The sequence below is a fragment of the Siculibacillus lacustris genome, assembly GCF_004328075.1.
Lineage (GTDB): Bacteria > Pseudomonadota > Alphaproteobacteria > Rhizobiales > Ancalomicrobiaceae > Siculibacillus > Siculibacillus lacustris.
Genome location: NZ_SJFN01000051.1, coordinates 1 through 20,782, shown reverse-complemented (window position 1 = coordinate 20,782; position 20,782 = coordinate 1). Strand labels below are relative to the sequence as shown.

The window sequence follows — 20,782 nt, the reverse complement described above, 5'->3', positions numbered from 1 at the left end:
TTGCCGAAGAATTCGGGCAAATCGCGCCACTGGGCGCCGGTGCGGGCGATCCAGAAGACGCCGTCGAGGACACGCCGATGGCCCTGAGGTCGCCGGCCGCTGTGCGGGCCACGTCTCGTCACGAAGGGTTCGAAGAACGCCCATTCCTCGTCGCTCATCAGGTCTCGAATCAACGCCGCCGCCCTCCGAAAGCGACGTTGAATCATTCCTGGACCCGAAGGGGAATCCTATTCGTCAACAGGACCTAAACAGAGCCTGCGATCTGCAGAATCTGGTATTTTACAATGTCGTCGGCCGCTTTAAACACCCCTTAACGCAAAGTCCGCATCGTCATCAGGAACATTCCGGATTGAATTCCGAAATTTGAACCTGGACACGGCGGCCTCTCGCAGAGCCCGCTCGCGTTCGCGGCGTGCCTCTCGAGGAGTAGACAATGCGTATTTCCGTCAAGGCGTCGCTGATCGCGACCGTCGCCCTGCTCGTCACCATCCTGCTCGGGCAAGGATGGATGGCGGTCTCCAAGCTCCAATCGATGCGCACCGCCACCGTCGACATCACCGACAACTGGCTGCCGTCGATCCGTCTGCTCGGCGAGGTCAAGTATCAGGCGACCCGCTTCCGGACGATCGGCGCCCGGCACGTGATGAACACCGATCCGGTGATCATGAAGGAGATCGACGGCCTCATCGCCGGTACGCTCGCCAACCTCGACAAGGCCTCGCGGACCTACGAACCGCTTATCGCCAGCGAGGGGGAACGGCGGATCTGGAATACCTTCAAGGCCGAATGGGCGACCTATGCCGCGACCCAGGAGAAGGCCGTCGTGCTGAGCCGCGCCAATGACAACGAGAAGGCGGCCAAAGCGATGAACGAGTCGGTGACCGGATTCAACGACGCGCTGGCCAAGCTCGACGCCGACATCGACCTCAACGACAAGGGCGCCCACGACGCGACCAATCTCGCCCGGGCGACCTTCGACGGTGGCCTGATGACCATCCTGGTGCTCGCCGGCGTCTCGCTGGTGGTCGGCATCGGCGCCGGCGTCTTCGTGGTGGTCGGCGTGACCTCGCCGCTCGATCGTCTGACCGACGCGATGAAGACCGTCTCCGAAGGCAACCTCGCGACCGAGATTCCCTCGACGACCCGCAACAACGAGATCGGCGACATGGCCCGGACCCTGGTGGTGTTCCGCGACGGCCTCGCCGAGACGGAGCGTCTGCGCGCCGCCCAGGCCGACAAGGATGCGGCGATGGCCAAGCGGATGGAGACCGAACGCCACCAGATCGCCGATCGCTTCATGGCGACGATGGGGGCGCTGGCCAAGAACTTCGTGCGCTCGTCGAGCGAAGTCGCCGACGCCGCCAAGAACCTGTCGGCGACCGCCGAAGAGACCTCGCGCCAGGCCGCCGCGGTGGCCAGCGCCGCCGAGGAAGCCTCGTCCAACGTCGAGACGGTCGCCGCCTCGACCGAGGAACTGTCGGCTTCGGTGCGCGAGATCAACGCCCAGGTCGGTCATTCGACCGAAGTCGCCGAGACCGCCGCCCGCGAAGCGGCCAACACCGAGACCAACATCGGCGTGCTGTCGGTCGCCGCCGAGAAGATCGGCGACGTGGTCAATCTGATCAAGGACATCGCCGGTCAGACCAACCTGTTGGCGCTGAATGCGACGATCGAGGCGGCGCGCGCCGGAGAGGCCGGCAAGGGCTTCGCGGTGGTCGCTTCCGAGGTCAAGCAGCTCGCCGCCCAGACCGCCAAGGCGACCGACGAGATCGCCCTGAAGATCGGCGAGATCCAGTCGGCGACCGCCGAGACGGTCGGCTCGATCGGCCGCATCGTCGCGACCATCGGCAACATCCGCTCCGTCACCTCGTCGATCGCCGGGGCGGTCGAGCAGCAGGGCGCGGCGACGCACGAGATCTCGGCCAATACCCACCGCGCGGCGGAAGGCACCGGACACGTCACCGACAACATCGTCGGGGTCGGCCGCGCCGCCGAAATGACCGGCGCCGCCGCGACGCAACTGATGGGCCTGTCGGGTCATCTGTCGACCCAGGCCGACGATCTGACCCGTGAAGTCGAAGTCTTCGTGACGACCTTGCGCTCAGCCTGACGCGACGTAAGGCGCCCGCGATCTTGGTCGCGGGCGCTGGAATTCCACTTCGCTCGACTTGCCCCTTCATCTTTCGTTATCCCTGTCCTCCTACCCTCGACGTCTCGAACAGAACCCTCGCGAGGGATCGTCGCGCGCCGTCGGCGCGTCCCCGACCCGCGACGGACGGATCGGAGGGAACGGGCGATGAAGTTCGCAACGAGGTTCGCAGGGAAGTTCGGGCGCAAGATCCGCATCACCATCCAGGCGTCGCTGCTGGCGATCGTCGCGGCGTTGATCCTCTGTCTGATCGGGCTCGGAGCCTCGTCCTATCTCCGGATCCGCGATCTCGCGGCCCAGAACGCCGAGCTGAGCGCCGAGCACATGCCGTCGATGAAGGCGCTCGGCGACATCAAGGCGGCGTCGCTGAAGTACCGGCTGGCGGTGTTGCAATACACCATCGCCCCTTCCGAAGAGGACGGCGCGAGCTTCGTCACGGTGATGGAGCGTTCGGCCGCCGAACTCGCCCGCCTGTTCGACCAGTACGAAGCGCTGATCGCCTCCGACCAGGAGCGCAGCACCTGGATGAGCTTCAAGTCGACCTGGTTCGTCTACATGGACCAGCAGAAGAAGGCGCTGAGCGTCAAGAAGGTCGGTCAGACAGAGATGGCGCTGACCATCTTCAACGGCGCCGGCAAGGTGTTCAACACCGCCGGCAGCGCCCTCGACCAGAACATCCTGCTCAACAAACGCCTCGCCGACCAGGGCACCGCCGAGGCCACGAAATCCGCCGAGACGGCGGTGATCGTGGTCGCGGCGATCACCGCCGGGTCGATCGCGCTGGCCTTCGGCGCCTGGCTGTTCGTGGCGCTCCGGGTGTCGCGGCCGCTCAAGGTGCTGACCGCGGCGATGCAGCGGGTGTCGGCGGGCGACACCACCACGGCGGTGCCGTCGGCGGCGCGCCGCGACGAGATCGGCGACATGGCGCGCACCCTGGCGGTGTTCCGCGACGGGATCGTCGAGACCGAGCGGCTGCGGCAGGAACAGACCGTCAAGGACGCCGCGGTGGCGGCGCAGATGGTCGCCGATCGGCGGCGCATCGCCGATCGCTTCATGGCGACGATGGGCGGGCTCGCCCGCGACTTCGTGCAGTCGTCGGGCGAAGTGGCGACCTCGGCGCGCAATCTCTCGGCCACGGCCGAAGAGACGGCGCGTCAGGCGGTGGCGGTGGCCGATGCGGCGGAGACGGCGAGCGGCAACGTCGAGACGGTGGCGGCGGCGACCGAAGAGCTGTCGACGTCGGTGGCCGACATCGATTCCCGGGTCGCCCAGTCGACCGAGATCGCCGGGGTCGCGGCGGCCGAGGCCGCCAACACCGAGACGGCGATCGGCGTGCTCAGCCAGGCCGCCGACAAGATCGGCGACGTGGTCAATCTGATCAAGGACATCGCCGGGCAGACCAATTTGCTGGCGCTCAACGCGACGATCGAGGCGGCGCGCGCCGGCGAGGCCGGCAAGGGCTTCGCGGTGGTCGCCTCCGAGGTCAAGCAGTTGGCCGCCCAGACGGCACGGGCGACCGACGAGATCGCCGCGAAGATCGGCGAGATTCAGACGGCGACCGCCGACACGGTCGGATCGATCGGCCGCATCGTCGCGACCATCGGCACGATCCGCGACGTCACCGCGTCGATCGCCGAGGCGGTCGAGCACCAGGGCGCGGCGACGCGGGAGATCGCCGGCAACATCCAGCGGGCGGCGAGCGGCGCGGCCCATGTCACCGAGAACATCGCCGGGGTCGGCGGCGCGGCGGAATCGACCGGCGCGGCGGCCGGCCAGCTGCTGACCCTGTCGACCGCGCTGGCCGATCAGGCGAACCACCTGACCCGCGAGGTCGAGAGCTTCGTAGAGACCCTGCGCAGCGCGTGAGGCGGCGGGGGGCGAAGGTGTTCGATTCGATCGATCGGACCCCCGGGAGGTTTCCCACCCACCGCCGTCATCCCGGGCGGCGCGGCACGCGCCGGGAAAGGGATACTATTCTCGGTGCTTTACTGACGTTCTGGGCTCCCTTCCCTCGCTGCGCTCGCCGGGAGCGACGGTGGAGATCGATCTTCTGGGAAAAGAATCGGGAAATTGCGCAAAGGTCCCCTCGAGGGGAGGGACAGAGAACTCTCCGGACCACACACGAAGCCCCGTCGAGGCTCGCCGCCCCTGTGTTCGTCCCCTCCCCCCTCGAGGGGGAGGGACAGGGAGGGGGGGCCGCAGCGTATCCACCGGGCACTCCCCCATATGGCGAGGCCGAGTATGGCGAGGCCGAGCCCCCCCTCTCTGTCTCTCCCCCTCGAGGGGGGAGAGGACCCTGGGGAGAGGGCCTTCTAACCATGCGGGCCTGTCGAATCTCGCGCCCTCGACGAGTCGCGGCGTGCTGGCTTTCGTCCCCGCTCCTCGGCCCCTCGCTCAACGACGGCCGAACAGGCGCTCGATGTCGGCGAGTTTGAGCTCGACCCAGGTCGGGCGGCCGTGGTTGCACTGGCCGGAGTTGGGGGTCGCCTCCATCTCGCGCAACAGCGCGTCCATCTCCTCCGGGCGGAGCCGGCGGCCGCTGCGCACCGAGCCGTGGCAGGCGACGGTCGACAGAATCGCGTCGATGCGGGCGCGCACACGGTCGCTCGCCTCCCATTCGGCGAAGTCGTCGGCGAGATCACGCACCAGACCGCGAAGGTCGTCGCGGCCGAGCAGCGCCGGTACCTCGCGCACCGCCACCGCCCCACCGCCGAAACTCTCGACCACCAGACCGGCGGCGGCGAGATCGTCGGCGCGGGCGAGCAGGCGGGCGACGTCCTCCTCGGGCAGTTCGACGACCTCCGGTACCAGGAGCAGCTGCCGGGCGATGCCGGTTTCGGCCAATTGGGCCTTGAGCTTCTCGTAGGTCAGCCGCTCGTGAGCGGCATGGGCGTCGACGATGACCAGCCCGTCGCGGGTCTGGGCGAGAATGTAGTTGGCGTGGATCTGGGCGCGGGCGGCGCCGAGTGGCCGCGCCTCGGCGGCGGCGTCGAGCGGCGCGACATGGCCGCGGGCGTCGGCGGAGGGGATGTCGAAGCCGGCGAAGGGCGCGAGGGGGGCTTCGGCGAAGCCGCCGAGATGCGATCCGCCGCCGAAGCCGCCGGGCTCGCCCGATCGATCCGAAAAGCCCCGGCTGTCGTCGTCCGGAAATTCCCCGAAGTCATCGGCCTCGCCCGGGCGGGCGGGCGCGGCGCGCCAGTCGAAGGGGGTGGTCGGGCGGCGATCGGGACCGGTCGGGCGCCACGACGGGCCGCCGCCGGTTGCGGTGCGGAGCGCCGCGAGCGTGGCGGTGCCGCCGGTCGAGGCGGCGCGGTGGCCGGCACCGGCGAGCGCCTGACGGATCGCCCCGACCAGCAGGCCGCGCACCATCGCGGCGTCGCGGAAGCGCACGTCGGCCTTGGTCGGGTGGACGTTGACGTCGACCTCGCGCGGATCCACCGCCAGATCGAGCACCACCACGGCGTGGCGGTCGGAGGCCATGACGTCGGCATAGGCGCCGCGCAGTGCCCCGAACAACATCTTGTCGCGGACCGGGCGGCCGTTGACGGTGAGATATTGCTGGGTCGAGGCGGCGCGGTGGAAGGTCGGCAGCGACACCCGCCCGGTCAGGCGCAGGCCTTCGCGTTCGGCGTCGATCTCCAGGGAATTGTCGAGGAAGTCGTCGCCGAGGATCGCCGCGACGCGGGCCGCCGCCGCCCCGTCGCCGGCCACCGCCGGCCAGTCGAGGGCGCCGCGGTCGGCGCCGGCGAGCGAGAAGCGCACGTCGGGGCGGGCGAGCGCCAGACGCTTGACCACTTCGGTGATCGCCGCGGTCTCGGCGCGATCGGACTTCAGGAACTTCAGGCGCGCCGGGGTGGCGAAGAACAGGTCGCGGACCTCGACGCGGGTGCCGTGGTCGATCGCCGCCGGGCGCAAGGGCTCGATGCGGCCGCCGTCGAGGGCGACCTGCCAGCCGTGCGGCTCGTCGGCATGGCGCGAGGCGATGACCATGCGGGCGATCGCGCCGATCGACGGCAGCGCCTCGCCGCGAAAGCCCAGGCTGTCGATGCGGAACAGGTCGTCCTCGTGGAGCTTGGAGGTGCAATGGCGCTGGATCGCCAGGGCGAGATCGTCGGCGACCATGCCGCTGCCGTCGTCGGCGACGCGGATCAGCGTCTTGCCGCCGCCGGCGGTGACCACTTCGATGCGGCTGGCGCCGGCATCGAGCGCGTTCTCGACCAGTTCCTTGACGACGCTGGCCGGCCGCTCGATCACCTCGCCGGCGGCGATGCGATTGACGGTGGTTTCCGACAATTGGCGGACGATCATCGGCGCGACCTCGTGGATGGGGCGGCATCATCTCGGATTCGCAGGTCCCCGTCACGCGTTTCGCGAAGGGCGGCGATCCGTTGCGGTGCAGCGCAAGGATCTCTAGGCTGGTGCCTTCCGAATTCCCCCCCCGATCTCGAAGAGGATCCTTCATGCTCACGCCGTCGCCCGCCCGCATTCCCGGTCTCTCGGCGATCGCCGGCGGCTACGATGCCCTGCTGTGCGACGTGTGGGGGGTGCTGCACGACGGCGTGACGGCCTATCCGGGGGCGGCCGAGGCGCTGCTGGCGGCGCGGGCGAGCGGCCTCAGGATCCTGCTCTTGACCAATGCGCCGCGGCCGTCGGCGCCGATCGGCGACCAGCTGTCGGCGCTGGGGATCCCGCCCGGGGCCTACGACGACATCCTGACCTCGGGCGACGCCACCCGGGTGCTGCTCGCCGAGCGGCCGGAGCGGCGGATCGCCCATATCGGCCCCGACCGCGATCTCGGCCTCTACGACGGCCTGCCGCAGGCGCTGGTCGACGACGGGACCGCCGAGATGGTGGTGGTCACCGGCCTCACCGACGACACCGTCGAGACGCCCGAAGACTACCACGACCGGCTCCAGGCGCTGGCGGCGCGCGGTCTGCCGATGATCTGCGCCAATCCCGACATCGTGGTCCATCGCGGCGGCCAACAGGTGTGGTGCGCCGGGGCGCTGGCCCGGGTCTACGACACGTTCGGCGGTGCGGTGACGCGGGTCGGCAAGCCCTATGCGCCGGTCTACGGCGAGGTGCGGCGGCGGCTCGCCGCGGCGGCCGGGCGGCCGCTCCTCGATTCGCGCATCCTGGCGATCGGCGACGGGTTGCCGACCGACGTGCGCGGCGGCCACGACCAGGGCTTCGACGTGCTGTTCGTCACCGGCGGCATCCACGCCGCCGACTTCGGGCCGCTCGACGCGCCCGATCCGAAGCGGGTCGAGATCCGCCTGATGGAAGAGGGTCTGGCGGTCACCGCGATGCTGCCGCGTCTGGTGTGGTGAGACGGCGTCAGTCGCGGGTCGGACCGACCACCACCACCGTCGGCTCGACCGCGAACAGGCGGGCGGCGACGCGGCGGACGTCGGCGAGGGTCACCGCTTCGATCGCGGCATTGCGCCGGTCGATCCAGTCGATGCCGAGATCGTCGATCATGATCGCCAGGAGCGATCCGGCGATCTTGTCGGAGGTGTCGAAGCGCAGCGGATAGGAGCCGATCAGATAGGCCTTGGCGGCGGTCAGCTCGGCGGCGTCGGGGCCGGTGTCGCGCATCCGGGCGATCTCGGTGCGCATCAGGGCGAGGGTCTCGTCGACCGCCTCGGCGCGGGTGCCGACGGCGCCGAGGAACAGACCGGCATGGACGTAGGGCGCGAGCCCGGTCGAGATCGAATAGGCGAGGCCGCGCTTCTCGCGCACTTCGCGGTAGAGCCAGGACGAGAACGAGCCGCCGCCGAGGATGTGGTTCATCACATAGGCGGCCATGAAGTCGGGATCGTCGCGCTTGAGGCCGGGGGCGCCGAGGCGGACCACGGCCTGGGGGATCGGCGCGGCCACGGTGATGCGGCCGCCGGCCTTCGGCACCACCTCGGCGACGGCCACCCGGCGGCCTTCGGCGGGCAGGCCCGCGAACAGGCGATCGAGCTGCGGCGCCAGAGTGGCGGCGTCGATGTCGCCGACCACCGCGATCTTCAGTCCGGCGCGCACGAACAGGCGGCGATGGAGCTCGTGGAGGTCGGCCGGGGTGATCGCCGTCAGGCTCGCCTCGGTGCCCTCCGACGGGCGGCCGTAGGGGTGGCCGGGGAACACCGCCTCGAGCAGGCGGCGGCCGGCGATCTGGTCGGGATTCTTTTCGGCGCGGCGCAGGCCGGTGATCGCCTGAACGCGCATGCGCTCGACCGCCTCGGCGTCGAAGCGCGGGCGATTGAGCGCCAGGGCGAGGAGATCGAAGGCGGCGTCGCGGTTCTTCGACAGCGTCTTCATTTCGCCGTCGAAACGGTCGGCGCGGTCGTGAAAGCCGAATTCGACCGACAGATCCTCGAGCCTGGTCTGGAATTCTTGAGAAGGCAGATCGCCGGCGCCCTCGTCGAGCAGGCTCGACAGGAGATCGGTGATCCCCTCCTTGCCGGCGGGATCCTGGGTCGAGCCGCCCTCGAAGGAGAAGTCGACGGCGATCATCGGCACCGCGTGTTCCTCGACCAGCCAGGCCTCGATGCCCTTGGGGCTGACGACGCGCTGGACCGTGGTGGCGGAAGCCGGCGACGCGAGCCCCGCGGCGAGGACGAGGCCGAGGGCGCAGACCACGCCGCGCAGCGTCCGCCGGACTCGGTCCGCGGGGGAGGGAATCGGCACGAGGTCGAAGGCGCGGGCCATGGCGGAATTCCCTCGGTGGCAGGACGGGGCGACGGGGGCCGGCGCCGGCCGGCGGGCGGCGATCACGGTTCGACCCCGCGGCCGAGCGGTCCGAGCGGCGCGGGCTCGCCACGGCGGATCGGGCCGAAGGCGCCGGGACCGGCGGCCGGCCAGGCGGCCTTGGGCTGGGCCTTGCCGGTCGAAGGGGCGACGCGCAATTCGCCGGTGACCGCCCGTTCGGGCACGAGATATTTGGCGGCGGCGGCCCGGATCGCGGCGGGGGCGACCGCGGCGATGCGGGCCGGCCAGCCGCGCAGAGAGTCGACCGAGCCGCCGAGCGCCAGTTCCTCGCCGAAGATGCGGGCGAGCGTCGCCTGATTGTCCTGGGCGCGGATCGCCGCGGCGACGACGCGGTTGACGGCGCGGGCGGTCTCTTCCGGGGTCGGGCCGGTCGCGGCGAGGTCGGCGACCACGGCGTCGACGGCGCGCGCCAATTCGTCGATCGACACGCCGTCGCGGGGGGTGGCGTAGATCATCAGGCGGGTGTCGTCGACGGCGCCCGACTGGTACCAGGCCCCGACCTGGGCGGCGACGCCCTTGTCGATCACCAGGGCGCGGTAGAGGCGGCTGGTGGCGCCGCCGCCGAGCAGGTCGGCCATCACCTCGAGCGCTTCGCTCTCGCCCGGCGCGGCGGAGCGCTGCGACGGCACCTCGTAGAGCCGGCGCCAGGAGCCTTGGGTCACGCGCTCGTCGGCGAGGACCACCGCGCGGGTGGCGGTGCTCGGCGGATCCTGCGGCCGGTGGCGGACGCCGGGTTCGGCGCGGCGCGGCACGCGGCCGTAGGTCGCCTCGGCGAGGGTGCGCACCTCGGCAGCGTCGACGTCGCCGGCGACCACCAGCACGGCGTTGTTGGGCGTGTAGAAGCGATCGTAGAAGGCGATGGCGTCGGCGACCGTCAGGGTCTCGATCTCGTGGCGCCAGCCGATCACCGGGATGCGATAGGGGTGATTGGGGTGCAGCATCGCGTCCATCGCCTCGCCGAGGCGGGCGGCGGGGTCGTTGTCGATGCGCATCGAGCGTTCCTCGAGCACCACCTTCAGCTCCGGCGCGGCGGTCGCCGGATCGAGAGCGAGGTTCTGCATCCGGTCGGCTTCGAGTTCCATCATCAGGCCGAGGTGCTGCTTGGCCACCCGCTGGTGATAGGCGGTGTAGTCGGAGGAGGTGAAGGCGTTCTCCTGGCCGCCGATCGTCGCCACCGCCTTGGAGAAGGCGTCGCCGGGATGGGTGCGGGTGCCCTTGAACATCAGATGTTCGAGGTAATGGGCGATGCCGGAGCGGCCGACCGGCTCGTCGGCGGCGCCGGCGCGGTACCACACCATGTGGGTGACGACCGGGGCGCGGCGATCGGGGATCACCACCACCTGGAGGCCGTTGGCCAGCGTGAAGGTCGAGACCCCGGCCCCGAACCCGCCGGGGGCGACGGCCGCAGGCGCGGTCGGCGGGACCGTGTCGGCACCGGCCGGCGCGGCGACGAAGGCGCCGAGGCTCAGGGCGAGGAGGGGCGCGGCGAAGCGGCGGCAGAGGGTGGCGATTGCGGCGAGGGGCACCGACACGTCCTTCCCTGAGGCGCCGCGGGAAACCGCCGGCGACCATGGCTCATCGATCGAAATTTCCGAACCGGCGACCGCTCAGAGCGGCCACCAACTGGGCTTCCACGAGGATTTCTCCTCGGGAGCGACCATCGGCGCATTGGGCGACGGCTTGCGATAGTCGTCCGGCGGATCGACCAGCGTGCCGCGTCCGCTCGGGTTGGAGGCGCGCTTGATCGCCTCTTCCATCGACTTGCCGTGACCGGCCATTTCTTCGGGGGTCAGGGCGCGGCCGGGATTGGGATCGGCGGGGGCGCGATGACCGGCGCCGGGAATGGCGTAGCGGCGCAGCTCCTCGGGCGTCATGACGCGCCCGCCGGCGCCGGGGCCTTCGCCGACCTGACGGCGCTGCTCGTCGGCGATATCCTCGGGGTTGCGTGGGAAATTGGCGGCGACCGCGGAATCGGGGGCGACCGGATTGCGCAGCTCGCGATGCGGCGGCACCACCAGAGGGGCGCGCGGCTTGACATCGACCGGCTTCTCGTTGGGATCGACCGCACCGAGCCCGGTCATCACCGCCTTGATGGCATTGTGCTCGAGGGTATCGTCCTTGGTGCCCTCTTCGACGAAGCCGTCGGAGGAACTGGCGCAGGCCGCCAGGAATCCGGCGAGAACCACGACCGCCGCGGCACTGCGCGCCGCCTTCACAGACTTCATCGTCACGACGGTCCTTCTCCCCGCCGGCCGCGCCGAAAGACGCCGGACCGTCGTACTCGCTGCCATGCCGTCACGGTCCGACCGACTTCGATCGCAACCCGTCGCGGTCAGGAAGATCCCGACTTTGTGGCATCCTTGGGACCGGCGACGACGGAGTCATACAGGAGGCCGATCACGCCGACAACGATCCAGACGTCGGCGAGGTTGAAGACGTACCAGGAGCGCGACCGATCGGGCAGGAACAGATGGACGAAATCGACCACTGCCCCCCACCAGGCGCGGTCGATGGCGTTGCCGACCGCCCCACCGACGATCAGCCCGAGGGCCAGCGCCAGGACCCGCGACTTGGCCCGCATCATCCACACGCTCATCGCCACCGCCGCGACGAGCGCCAGCGCCACCAGCAGCCAGCGGCCGACGTCGCCGTCTTGCTGGAACAGGCCGTAGGAGATGCCGTAGTTCCAGATCAGGCGCAGTTCGGCGAAGGGCGCGAGCGGAATCGCCCCGGTCTCGCCGAGCCGCACCCCGAACAGCAGCCAGAGCTTCGAGGCCTGATCGGCGGCGAGCCCGAGGACCGCCGCCGCCAGACCCCAGATCCACGGCCGGTTCATGCCGTCCCCCCGGCCGCCGCCCATTCGGCGAGCGCGCGGGCGTCGCGGGCCGAGACGTCGGGCCAGCGCGGGTCGGCGCCGACGTCGTCGGTGACCCGCCAGGAGCGGGCGCAGCGGGTGCCGACGGCCTTGGCCGGGACCACCGCGACATCCGCGACGTCGGGCAAGGTGAAGGCGCCGTCGGGCGCCGGAGTGGCGACCAGCACCACGCCCGAGGTGATGGCGATCTCGGCGAGGTCGATCTCGGCGAGCAGGGCATGGAGGGCGGCGTCACCGACATGGACGACGGGCGCAGCCTCGAGGCTGGAGCCGATGCGTTTTGCCGCGCGTTCGAGCTCGAGCGCCCCGGTGACGACGCGGCGGACGTCGCGGATCTTGGCCCAACGGGCGGCGAGCGCGTCGTCGCGCCAGTCGGCGGACACGTCCGGGAACAGCTCGAGATGGACCGAGCGGGCGCCGGGGAAGCGCTGGCCCCAGGCCTCTTCCATGGTGAAGGGCAGCATCGGCGCCAGCCATTTCACCAGGGTGTCGAACAGGGTGGCGACCACCGCGAGCGCGGCGCGGCGTTTGACCGACGAGCGCGGCTCGCAATAGAGCGCGTCCTTGCGGACGTCGAAGTAGAAGGCCGAGAGATCGACCACCATGAAGTTGGAGATCGCCCCGACCACCCGCTTGAAGTCGTACTCGGCGTAACCGGCCTTGACCTGATCGGCGACCTCGGCGAGGCGATGGAGGATCAGCCGCTCGAGCTCCGGCCGATCGGCGGGCGCCGGATCTTCCGCGGGCACGTGATGGGCGAGCGTGCCGAGCATCCAGCGCAGCGTATTGCGGAGCTTGCGATAGCTCTCGACGTTGGTCTGGAGGATCTCCTTGCCGATCCGGAGGTCGTCGGCGTAGTCGGAGGTCATCACCCACAGGCGCAGGATGTCGGCACCGGACTGTTTGATCACGTCCTGGGGCTGGGTCTGATTGCCGAGCGACTTCGACATCTTGCGGCCGTCCTCGGCCATCACGAAGCCGTGGGTCAGGACCGCGTCGTAGGGCGCGCGGCCGTTGGTGCCGCAGCTCTCCAGCAGGCTCGAATGGAACCAGCCGCGATGCTGGTCGGAGCCTTCGAGATACATGTCGGCCGGCCATTTCAGATCGGCACGACGGCGCAGGCAGAAGGCATGGGTCGAGCCGGAATCGAACCAGACGTCGAGGATGTCGTCGACCTTGGTCCAGGCGCCGAGATCGTCGACGAGGCCGCCGAGGAAGCGTTCCTTGGCGCCGTCGGCGTACCAGGCGTCGGCGCCTTCGGACGTGAAGGCTGCGGCGACACGGGCCTGGACCTCGGCGCTGCCGGCGAAGGTCGGGCCGGGGGCGAGCTCGCCGGTCGCGGTGTTGCGGAACACGGCGATCGGCACGCCCCAGGCGCGCTGACGCGACACCACCCAGTCGGGGCGGTTGGCGATCATGCCGTTGAGGCGGTTCTGGCCGGCCGGGGGATAGAAGGTGGTGTCGGCGATGGCGCGCAGCGCGCGGGCGCGCAGCGTGTCGGGCTCGCTGGTGCCCGCGCTCGCGCCGGCGGTCTCGCCCGCCTTCAGGATCTCGCGGTCCATGTGGATGAACCACTGCGGCGTGTTGCGGAAGATCACCGGCTTCTTGGAGCGCCAGGAATGCGGATACTGGTGCTTCATCCGGCCGCGGGCGAGCAACGCCCGGGCCTCCACCAGCGCATCGATCACCGCCTTGTTGGCGTCGCCCTTGTCGCCCTTGTCGGTGATCACCGAGCGGCCGGTGAAGCCGGGAGCGTCCTGGGTCAGGAAACCGGAGTCGTCGACGGTGAAGGGGATCGCCGTGTCGATGTCGCGCAGGGTCAGATCGCGGGCATTGTGCATCCAGATCTCGAAGTCCTCGCGGCCGTGGCCCGGCGCGGTATGGACGAAGCCGGTCCCGGAATCGTCGGTGACGTGGTCGCCGTCGAGGAGGGGGACCTGGAAGCCGTAGCCGAGAGCGGCGAGGGGGTGGGCGAGGGTGAGCGCCTTCAATTCCTCGGCGGACACGTCGCCAACCTTCTCGAAGGCTTCGACCTTGGCCGCCTTCATCACCTCGTCGGCGAGTTTGTCGGCGAGAACGAGAAGTTCGCCGACGGTCGCCCAGTTGCCCTCGGGCGAAGCCGTGACGCGATAGAGGCCGTAGGCGATGCGGTTGGAGAAGGACACGGCGCGGTTGCCGGGGATCGTCCAAGGCGTGGTCGTCCAGATTACGACGGAAGCACCGGCGAACTCGACTGGAGGCGCATTGTATCTTCTCGGCTCCACTTCACCGCCAATGAGTTCCCGTACACCTTGCGTCAGCTTCACCGGGAACTTCACGAAGATCGTGTCGCTGGTGTAGTCCTGATACTCGACCTCGGCCTCGGCCAGCGCGGTCTTCTCGACCACCGACCACATCACCGGCTTCGAGCCGCGATACAATTGCCCGGTCAGCGCGAATTTCTGGATCTCGCCGGCGATGATCGCTTCGGCCTCGTAGGCCATGGTCAGATAGGGGTTCGCGAAGTCGCCGATCACGCCGAGGCGCTGGAACTCGGCCGACTGGATGCCGACCCAATGTTCGGCGAAGGCCCGGCACTCGGCGCGGAACTCCTTCTTCGGCACGTCGTCCTTGTTCTGACCGGCGGCGCGATACTTCTCCTCGATCTTCCACTCGATCGGCAGGCCGTGGCAGTCCCAGCCCGGCACGTAGTTGGAGTCGAAACCCTCCATCTGCTTCTGGCGGGTGATCACGTCCTTGAGGATCTTGTTCAGCGCGTGACCGATGTGGAGATGGCCGTTGGCGTAGGGAGGGCCGTCGTGGAGGACGAACTTCGGCCGCCCGGCGGCTTCGCGGCGCAGCGCGCGATAGAGGTCGTCGGCCGCCCACTTGGCCAGGATCTCCGGCTCCTTCTGCGGCAGGCCGGCGCGCATCGGGAAATCGGTGACGGGCAGGAACAGGGTCTTGGAATAGTCGACGGCTCGGGCGGCGGCGGCATCGACGGGCGTGTCGGTCATCGGAAGGCATCCAGACGTGACGGAGGAGACGAGCGGACGGCAGGGCAGCGGGCGCGTGCCGTCGAGCGGAAGGGCATCGGCGCCGGCCGGCCTCGGAAGCGGCGGGCGGACGCGAAGTCCCGGACTCCGATGGGCGGCGGTCAGCCGCGCCCGATCGGAGCCGGGCCGATAATTCGCGCGGTGGCCGAGGCCAGGGCCCGACCGAGAGGGGGTCGCGGAGAGATCATGAGGGGCGTTCTATCAGGAGACGCGGGCGCAAGGGAAGAGGCGGCGGCCGTTCGGCCGGGCGATCGCACTCGACCCGATCCCGATCGGAACCGTCGATTTCGGAGCTTTCCGAAGGTCCGTGCCGCAACGTCCCCTCCCCCCCTCGAGGGGGGAGAGGACCCCGACAGCGGAGCCGTCCCTCTTCGGTCGGCGACCGGCAGCACCCTCTCGTCGGCGTCCGCTCCAAACCGACCGCCCGGCACATTCGTCCCCCTCCCCGGCCCTCGCATGGGTGCCCTCACGCTCCCGCGGTCCCGACGGGCATACGGCGACGGCTCGGCGCGCTATGTTCGATGGGACGCCCGCGGGTTCGCCCCGGCCCCGCCATCGACGGGCCGCATCGAAGCGGCCGGCATTCCAGGGAGACGACCCATGACCTATGTTCCCGCCGCCGATCGCTACCAGAAGGCCCGCTTCCGCCGGTGTGGGCGGAGCGGTCTCGACCTGCCGCTGTTGTCGCTCGGGCTGTGGCACAATTTCGGCGACGTCGACGTGCTCGCCAATCAGCGCGCCGTGCTGACCACCGCCTTCGATCTCGGCATCACCCATTTCGATCTCGCCAACAACTACGGCCCGCCCTACGGCAGCGCCGAGATCAATTTCGGCCGCATCCTGCGCGAGGACTTCGCGGGCTTGCGCGACGAACTGGTGATCTCGACCAAGGCCGGCTGGGACATGTGGCCGGGTCCCTACGGCCAGGGCGGCGGCAGCCGCAAATACGTGCTGGCGAGCCTCGACCAGAGCCTGAAGCGGATGGGCGTCGACTATGTCGACATCTTCTATTCCCACCGCTACGACGCCACCACGCCGCTCGCCGAGACCGCCGGGGCGCTGGCCACCGCGGTGACTTCCGGCAAGGCGCTCTATGCCGGCATCTCGTCCTATTCGCCGGAGAAGACCCGCGAGATGGCCAAGCTGCTCGCCGAGCGCGGCGTGCCGCTGCTGATCCACCAGCCGTCCTATTCGATGTTCAACCGCTGGATCGAGCGCGGCCTGCTCGACGCGGTCGAAGAGGTCGGTGCCGGGGTGATCGCCTTCTCGCCGCTCGCCCAAGGGCTGCTGACCACCAAGTATCTCGGGGCGATCCCGGCGGATGCGCGGATCAACAAGCCGGGCGGCGGCTCGTTCAAGCGCGAACATCTCACCCCCGAAAATCTTGCGCGGGTGGCGGCGCTGAACGCCATCGCCGGCCGCCGCGGCCAGACCCTGCCGCAACTGGCGCTGGCCTGGGCCTTGCGCGATTCGCGCGTCACCTCGCTGGTGATCGGCGCGAGCTCGCCGGCGCAGCTCAAGGAGAACCTCGCCGCCCTCGACGCGCCGAGCTTCACCGCCGCCGAACTCGCCGAAATCGACCAGCACGCCGTCGACGGTCGGGTCTCGCTGTGGGGCAAGCCGGAGAGCGACCAGAAGGTCTGACGCCGCGCGCGGCGCGCCCTCAGAGGCGGGGCGATGACGGGGCCGGCCGGCGCCGCATCGCCTCGCGATGGGCGATGTAGACGCCGGAGGCGACGATCAGGCCGATCCCGGCCCAGGTCGGGGTCTGCGGGAAATCGCCGAAGACCAGAAAGCCGAGTGCGGTGGCCGAGACGATCTCGAGATAGCCGAACGGCGCCAGCACCGCCGCGGGGGCGAATTCGAAGGCCTTGACGATCATCCCGTGGGTGACGAAGGACAGCGCGCCGATCGCCGCGAAGACGATCCAGCCGTCGGCCGACGGCCACACCAGCGGCCCGCCGATCACCCCGGCGAGGCTGCCGCCGAGGACGCCGACGCCGAGGGCTGCGGTGCCGACCAGGCCGGTGGCGAACTGCACCGCGACCAGACTGCCCTGGCCCGACAGGCGGCGGGTCATGACGTGATAGCCGGCGAAGGTGAAGGCGGCGCCGAGCGGCAGCAGGGCGGCGAGGCCGAAGATCTGCAGGCTCGGGCGGATGATCATCAGCGTGCCGACGAAGCCGACGCCGCAGGCCGACCAGCGCCGCCAGCCGACGGTCTCGCCGAGCAGCCACGGCGACACCGCGGTGAGGATCATCGGCTCGGCGAAGGCGATGGCCAGCGCATCGGTCAGCGGCATCACCGCCAGTCCGGAGAAGAACAGCAGCGAGGTCGCGGCGAGGCACAGGCTGCGCAGCACGTGACCGCCGAAGTTGGGCGGGATCAGCCGCCGCCCCTCGCCCATCGCCACGCCGATCACCACCGACACCACCAACTGCGCGGCGAAGCGCCCGAAGGCGACCTCCGGGGCCGGCATGGCGCGGGTCAGGAGCTTGGCCAGCACGTCCATGGCCGGGACGATCAGCATCGCCAAGGTCATGATCGCGATGCCGCGCACCACGGTGGCGCCGACATCCGCCGGCCGCAGAGCGATCGGCGTCATGATGCGGGACCGGCGCCGAGGGCGCGGGCGGCGAGATCGCGCTCGAGCGCGGTGCCGGGATCCATCCCGGCGAGCACGGCGCGGGCCTCGGCGGCGTCGAGATGCATCTGGGCGACCAGCGCGGCGACGTTCGCGAACTTCTCCTCCGGGCGCAGCCAGGAGACGAAGCGCACCTCGGCGATCTTGCCGTAGAGATCGCCGGCGAAATCGAAGACGTGGGTCTCCAGTACCGGCAGGCCCTCGCCGAACTGCGGCCGGCGGCCCCAGTTGGCGACCCCGGGGTGGGCGACGCCGTCGACGGTGAAGGTCACCGCATAGACGCCCTGGCGCAGCCGGCAGGCCGGGGCGAGGGTCATGTTGGCGGTCGAGAAGCCGAGGTCGCGGCCGCGGCGGTCGCCGCCGACCACCGGCCCGCGCACGAACCAGCGATAGCCGAGCAAACCGGCGGCTTCGGCGAGATCGCCGGCGGCCAGCGCCGCGCGCACCCGGCTCGACGAGACGTTGTCGCCGTCCTCGCAGACGAAGGGCTCGACCACGTCGACGGAGAAGCCGTGGCGGCGGCCGGCGGCGTCGAGGAAGGCGGGATCGCCGACCCGGCCGCGGCCGAAATGGAAGTCCCAGCCGACGGTGACGCCGCCGACCTGCAGCTTGCCGAGCAGCACGTCCTCGACGAAGGCCTGGGCAGAGAGGCCGGCGAAGGCGGCATCGAATCGCGCCACGACCAGCCCGTCGAGCCCGAGCGCCGCCATCAGCCGTGCCTTGACGTCGGGCGGCGACAGCCGGAACACCGGATGCTCGGGGGCGAAGTGACTGCGCGGATGGGGCTCGAAGGTGAAGGCGAGCGCGGGGCGGCCATGGGCGCGGGCGCGATCGAGGGTCGCCTCGACCACCGCCTGATGGCCGCGGTGCATGCCGTCGAAATTGCCGATCGCCACATGGGCGCCGGCGAGCGTGGCCGGCAGGACGTCGTCGAGGTCGAGCGACACGAACGGCGGGGTCGCCGCCGAGGGAAGATCACGCATCGGGCCTTCGATCGTTTCGGGACAGGGGGACGGCGGCGCCGGAGCGCCGAACGCGACGAGTGTCGGACCCTGCCCTCCCGCGGCGGCGCCGGTCAAGGGCGTCGCGACGCAGTCCTCCCATTACGCCGGGCCCGAGGCCTCGCGACCTCATGGCCGGCGACGATCAGGCGGCGTGGGCGGTGGCGGGACGCGGCGGCACCATCACGGTGGCCTCGCCGTCGAGGACCACGGTCTCGCCGACCCGCGCCTCGCAGCGCAGACGGGCGCGACGCCCCTTGGGGGTCAGTTCGATCACTTCCACCGAGACGTCGATGCGATCGCCGATGCGCACCGGCGCGCGGAAGTTCAGGGTCTGACCGAGATAGATCGCGCCGGGACCGGGCAGTCGCGTGCCGAGCAAGGTGGAGAAGAGACTCGCGGTGAATAAACCATGAACGATGCGGCCGCCGAAGCGGGTGGTCGCGGCATAGTCGGCATCGACATGGATCGGGTTGTCGTCACCCGACAAACGGGCGAATTCCGCGACGTCGGCCTCGTCGACGGTCTTGTCCAGCGTCTCGCGCATTCCGAGAGTCAGGTCTTCGAAGAAATGAGGCGTATGATGTGAATCGACCATGTTTCGAATCTCCGGAGTCTCTGCTCGCCAGGGGCGACGCTAATCACGGCGTCGACTGCGCTGCAAGACACCCAATAGTGTTAGAATGACGTCGGCGGGGCGCGAGCGCGCTCCGGCAATTCGCCGCCGAACGAGAAAAGCCGACGAAACGTTTGCTCCGTCATTAACCGAATATTTGAAGCTCCTAGCTAGATTGACCCATGCACTCGGGGGAAGAGAGCGATCGCGAGATCGGTGACGGATCCCGAAATTGAAAAGACGGAAGCGACTCGACAGCAAACGTCGCAGCCTGTTTCGGAGAACGAACTCATGGCGCTGGACCTCACGATGCCGGTTCTCGTAGTCGACGACTACAAGACCATGATCCGGATCATCCGCAATCTTCTCAAGCAGCTCGGTTTCGACGACGTCGACGAAGCTTCCGATGGCACCGAAGCACTCGGCAAGATGAAGGAGCGCCGCTACGGCCTCGTCATCTCCGATTGGAACATGGAGCCGATGACCGGCTACGAGTTGCTGAAGCACGTGCGCTCCGATCCGGGTCTGACGAGAACGCCGTTCATCATGGTGACGGCGGAATCCAAGACCGAGAACGTGATCGCCGCGAAGAAGGCGGGTGTGAACAACTACATCGTCAAGCCGTTCAACGCTCAGACGTTGAAGGGCAAGATCGAAGCCGTCTTCAGCGACTGATCCGCCTGGGGGGCCCGGTGGCGGCAGGGGGCCGCGCCGGACGACGGAACACGATGATACCAGGGGACGAACACATGGCTCCGGCATATCCTCCGGAGCAGCTCGCGCACATCGTCGAATTCGTTCGAGCCCAGAGAAACGATCTGTCGCTCGAAGACGTCATGGTCCTCGCCGAACGCATGGCGGAGTCCCTCGACGGTACGATGGAACGCATCGACACGCTGCTCCACGACGAATTCCAATCGATCATCGGTGAAATCGGCTCGCTCCGCCGCGACATCGGTGGGCTCCGGCCCGATCACATGCGCTTCGAGAAGATCCCCGAGGCGGGCAGCGAGCTCGACGCGGTGGTCGAGGCGACCGAACTGGCCACCGGTGCGATCATGACCGCGGCCGAGGACATCATGGCCGCCGACGCGTCCGACTCGGAGGCCTTCAAGGCGCTGGTCGACGACCGGATGATCGTGATCTTCGAAGCCTGTTCGTTCCAGGACATCACCGGGCAGCGCATCGCCAAGGTGGTCAAGACCCTCGGCTGGATCGAGGAGCGGCTCGGCATGTTGAGCCGGACCTTGAAACTGTCGAACGTCGAAGGCGAAGCGCCGCCGGAGACCGACGCGGAGCGCCGCGATCGCGAGCTTCTCCTGCACGGGCCGCAGATGAAGGGCGAAGGTGTCGATCAATCGATGGTCGACGACTTCTTCGCGCCCAAGCCCAAGGCTTCGACGACGACCTCGGATCAGAACGACATCGACGCCCTGTTCGACTGACCGACCCTTTCGAACCGCCAAGTGCCGCCGCTCGGGACCCCTCGGGCGGCGTTCGCACGTCGGGGTCAGCGCAGGGCGGTGCCGGGAACGATGCGGATGCCGGGCCGCACCGCCGGGGCCTCGTCGTCGGGCGCCCGGCTCGACGCGGCAGCGGCGCCGGCGCGATCCGCGCGGCGCACCGCCGGCGGCGGCACCGGATCGGGCGACGCCGAGGGCGTGGGGGTCGCCGGGCGGAGGCCCGGGCGACGGGCCGGACCGGCG

At 69.7% G+C, this 20,782-nt stretch carries 16 protein-coding genes and 1 pseudogene; 6 read left to right on the top strand and 11 right to left on the bottom strand.

Annotated elements, in window-relative coordinates:
* On the bottom strand, positions 1-206 hold a 206-nt coding region (locus tag EYW49_RS21365), incomplete at its 3' end, for a transposase (RefSeq protein ID WP_131310539.1).
* A 227-nt stretch (positions 207-433) separates the two neighbouring features.
* Between EYW49_RS21365 and EYW49_RS21360 the strand changes: the two genes are divergently transcribed.
* Both EYW49_RS21360 and EYW49_RS21355 read left to right on the top strand, forming a co-directional pair.
* Positions 434-2,110 carry a methyl-accepting chemotaxis protein gene (locus EYW49_RS21360; protein WP_131311658.1) on the top strand — a complete coding sequence of 559 codons (1,677 nt, stop codon included), beginning with the start codon at positions 434-436 and terminating at the stop codon, positions 2,108-2,110.
* A gap of 186 nt (positions 2,111-2,296) precedes the next feature.
* Positions 2,297-4,015: a methyl-accepting chemotaxis protein gene (locus EYW49_RS21355; RefSeq protein ID WP_131311657.1), complete on the top strand. Its 1,719-nt coding sequence runs from the start codon at positions 2,297-2,299 to the stop codon at positions 4,013-4,015.
* 528 nt (positions 4,016-4,543) lie between these two features.
* Here the strand turns inward: EYW49_RS21355 and mutL are convergent.
* On the bottom strand, positions 4,544-6,457 hold the full coding sequence (mutL, locus tag EYW49_RS21350; RefSeq protein ID WP_131311656.1) for a DNA mismatch repair endonuclease MutL: 1,914 nt from the start codon (positions 6,455-6,457) through the stop codon (positions 4,544-4,546).
* A 152-nt stretch (positions 6,458-6,609) separates the two neighbouring features.
* Here mutL and EYW49_RS21345 point away from each other — a divergent pair, with 152 nt between their 5' ends.
* Complete coding sequence (locus EYW49_RS21345) at positions 6,610-7,479, top strand: TIGR01459 family HAD-type hydrolase (protein WP_131311655.1); 870 nt, start codon at positions 6,610-6,612, stop codon at positions 7,477-7,479.
* 7 nt (positions 7,480-7,486) lie between these two features.
* On the opposite strand, the gene EYW49_RS21340 is transcribed toward EYW49_RS21345, so the two are convergent.
* The 5 genes from EYW49_RS21340 to ileS all read right to left on the bottom strand — a co-directional run bounded on the left by EYW49_RS21340 (position 7,487) and on the right by ileS (position 14,776).
* Positions 7,487-8,845, bottom strand: a complete 1,359-nt coding sequence (locus tag EYW49_RS21340) for a M16 family metallopeptidase (protein WP_131311654.1) — start codon at positions 8,843-8,845, stop codon at positions 7,487-7,489.
* A gap of 62 nt (positions 8,846-8,907) precedes the next feature.
* Positions 8,908-10,431 (bottom strand): M16 family metallopeptidase, encoded by a 1,524-nt coding sequence (locus EYW49_RS21335; protein ID WP_228259706.1) that lies wholly within the window; start codon positions 10,429-10,431, stop codon positions 8,908-8,910.
* 81 nt (positions 10,432-10,512) lie between these two features.
* Positions 10,513-11,136 (bottom strand): hypothetical protein, encoded by a 624-nt coding sequence (locus tag EYW49_RS21330; RefSeq protein ID WP_131311653.1) that lies wholly within the window; start codon positions 11,134-11,136, stop codon positions 10,513-10,515.
* 101 nt (positions 11,137-11,237) lie between these two features.
* On the bottom strand, positions 11,238-11,741 hold the full coding sequence (lspA, locus tag EYW49_RS21325) for a signal peptidase II (RefSeq protein WP_131311652.1): 504 nt from the start codon (positions 11,739-11,741) through the stop codon (positions 11,238-11,240).
* Positions 11,738-14,776, bottom strand: coding sequence for an isoleucine--tRNA ligase (gene ileS / locus EYW49_RS21320; RefSeq protein ID WP_131311651.1), 3,039 nt, complete (start codon positions 14,774-14,776; stop codon positions 11,738-11,740). Before ileS ends, lspA begins: the two co-directional genes overlap by 4 nt.
* A 639-nt stretch (positions 14,777-15,415) precedes the next feature.
* Here ileS and mgrA point away from each other — a divergent pair.
* The gene (gene mgrA, locus EYW49_RS21315; protein WP_131311650.1) at positions 15,416-16,459 is read left to right on the top strand and encodes an L-glyceraldehyde 3-phosphate reductase; all 1,044 of its coding nucleotides are present in this window, start codon (positions 15,416-15,418) and stop codon (positions 16,457-16,459) included.
* A 19-nt stretch (positions 16,460-16,478) separates the two neighbouring features.
* Here mgrA and EYW49_RS21310 read toward each other — a convergent pair whose 3' ends face one another.
* The 3 genes from EYW49_RS21310 to EYW49_RS21300 all read right to left on the bottom strand — a co-directional run bounded on the left by EYW49_RS21310 (position 16,479) and on the right by EYW49_RS21300 (position 19,058).
* Positions 16,479-17,420, bottom strand: coding sequence for a DMT family transporter (locus tag EYW49_RS21310; RefSeq protein ID WP_131311649.1), 942 nt, complete (start codon positions 17,418-17,420; stop codon positions 16,479-16,481).
* Positions 17,417-18,442 carry a bifunctional riboflavin kinase/FAD synthetase gene (locus tag EYW49_RS21305; RefSeq protein WP_131311648.1) on the bottom strand — a complete coding sequence of 342 codons (1,026 nt, stop codon included), beginning with the start codon at positions 18,440-18,442 and terminating at the stop codon, positions 17,417-17,419. Before EYW49_RS21305 ends, EYW49_RS21310 begins: the two co-directional genes overlap by 4 nt.
* A gap of 163 nt (positions 18,443-18,605) precedes the next feature.
* Positions 18,606-19,058, bottom strand: coding sequence for a MaoC family dehydratase (locus EYW49_RS21300; protein WP_131311647.1), 453 nt, complete (start codon positions 19,056-19,058; stop codon positions 18,606-18,608).
* 309 nt (positions 19,059-19,367) lie between these two features.
* On the opposite strand from EYW49_RS21300, the gene EYW49_RS21295 reads away from it, so the two are divergent.
* Positions 19,368-19,751, top strand: a complete 384-nt coding sequence (locus EYW49_RS21295) for a response regulator (RefSeq protein ID WP_131311646.1) — start codon at positions 19,368-19,370, stop codon at positions 19,749-19,751.
* Positions 19,752-19,825: 74 nt separating this feature from the next.
* Positions 19,826-20,521 (top strand): chemotaxis protein, encoded by a 696-nt coding sequence (locus EYW49_RS21290; protein ID WP_206365528.1) that lies wholly within the window; start codon positions 19,826-19,828, stop codon positions 20,519-20,521.
* Between the two features lie 65 nt (positions 20,522-20,586).
* Here the strand turns inward: EYW49_RS21290 and EYW49_RS23145 are convergent.
* Positions 20,587-20,782 (bottom strand): annotated as a pseudogene (locus tag EYW49_RS23145) (hypothetical protein); the annotation flags it as partial.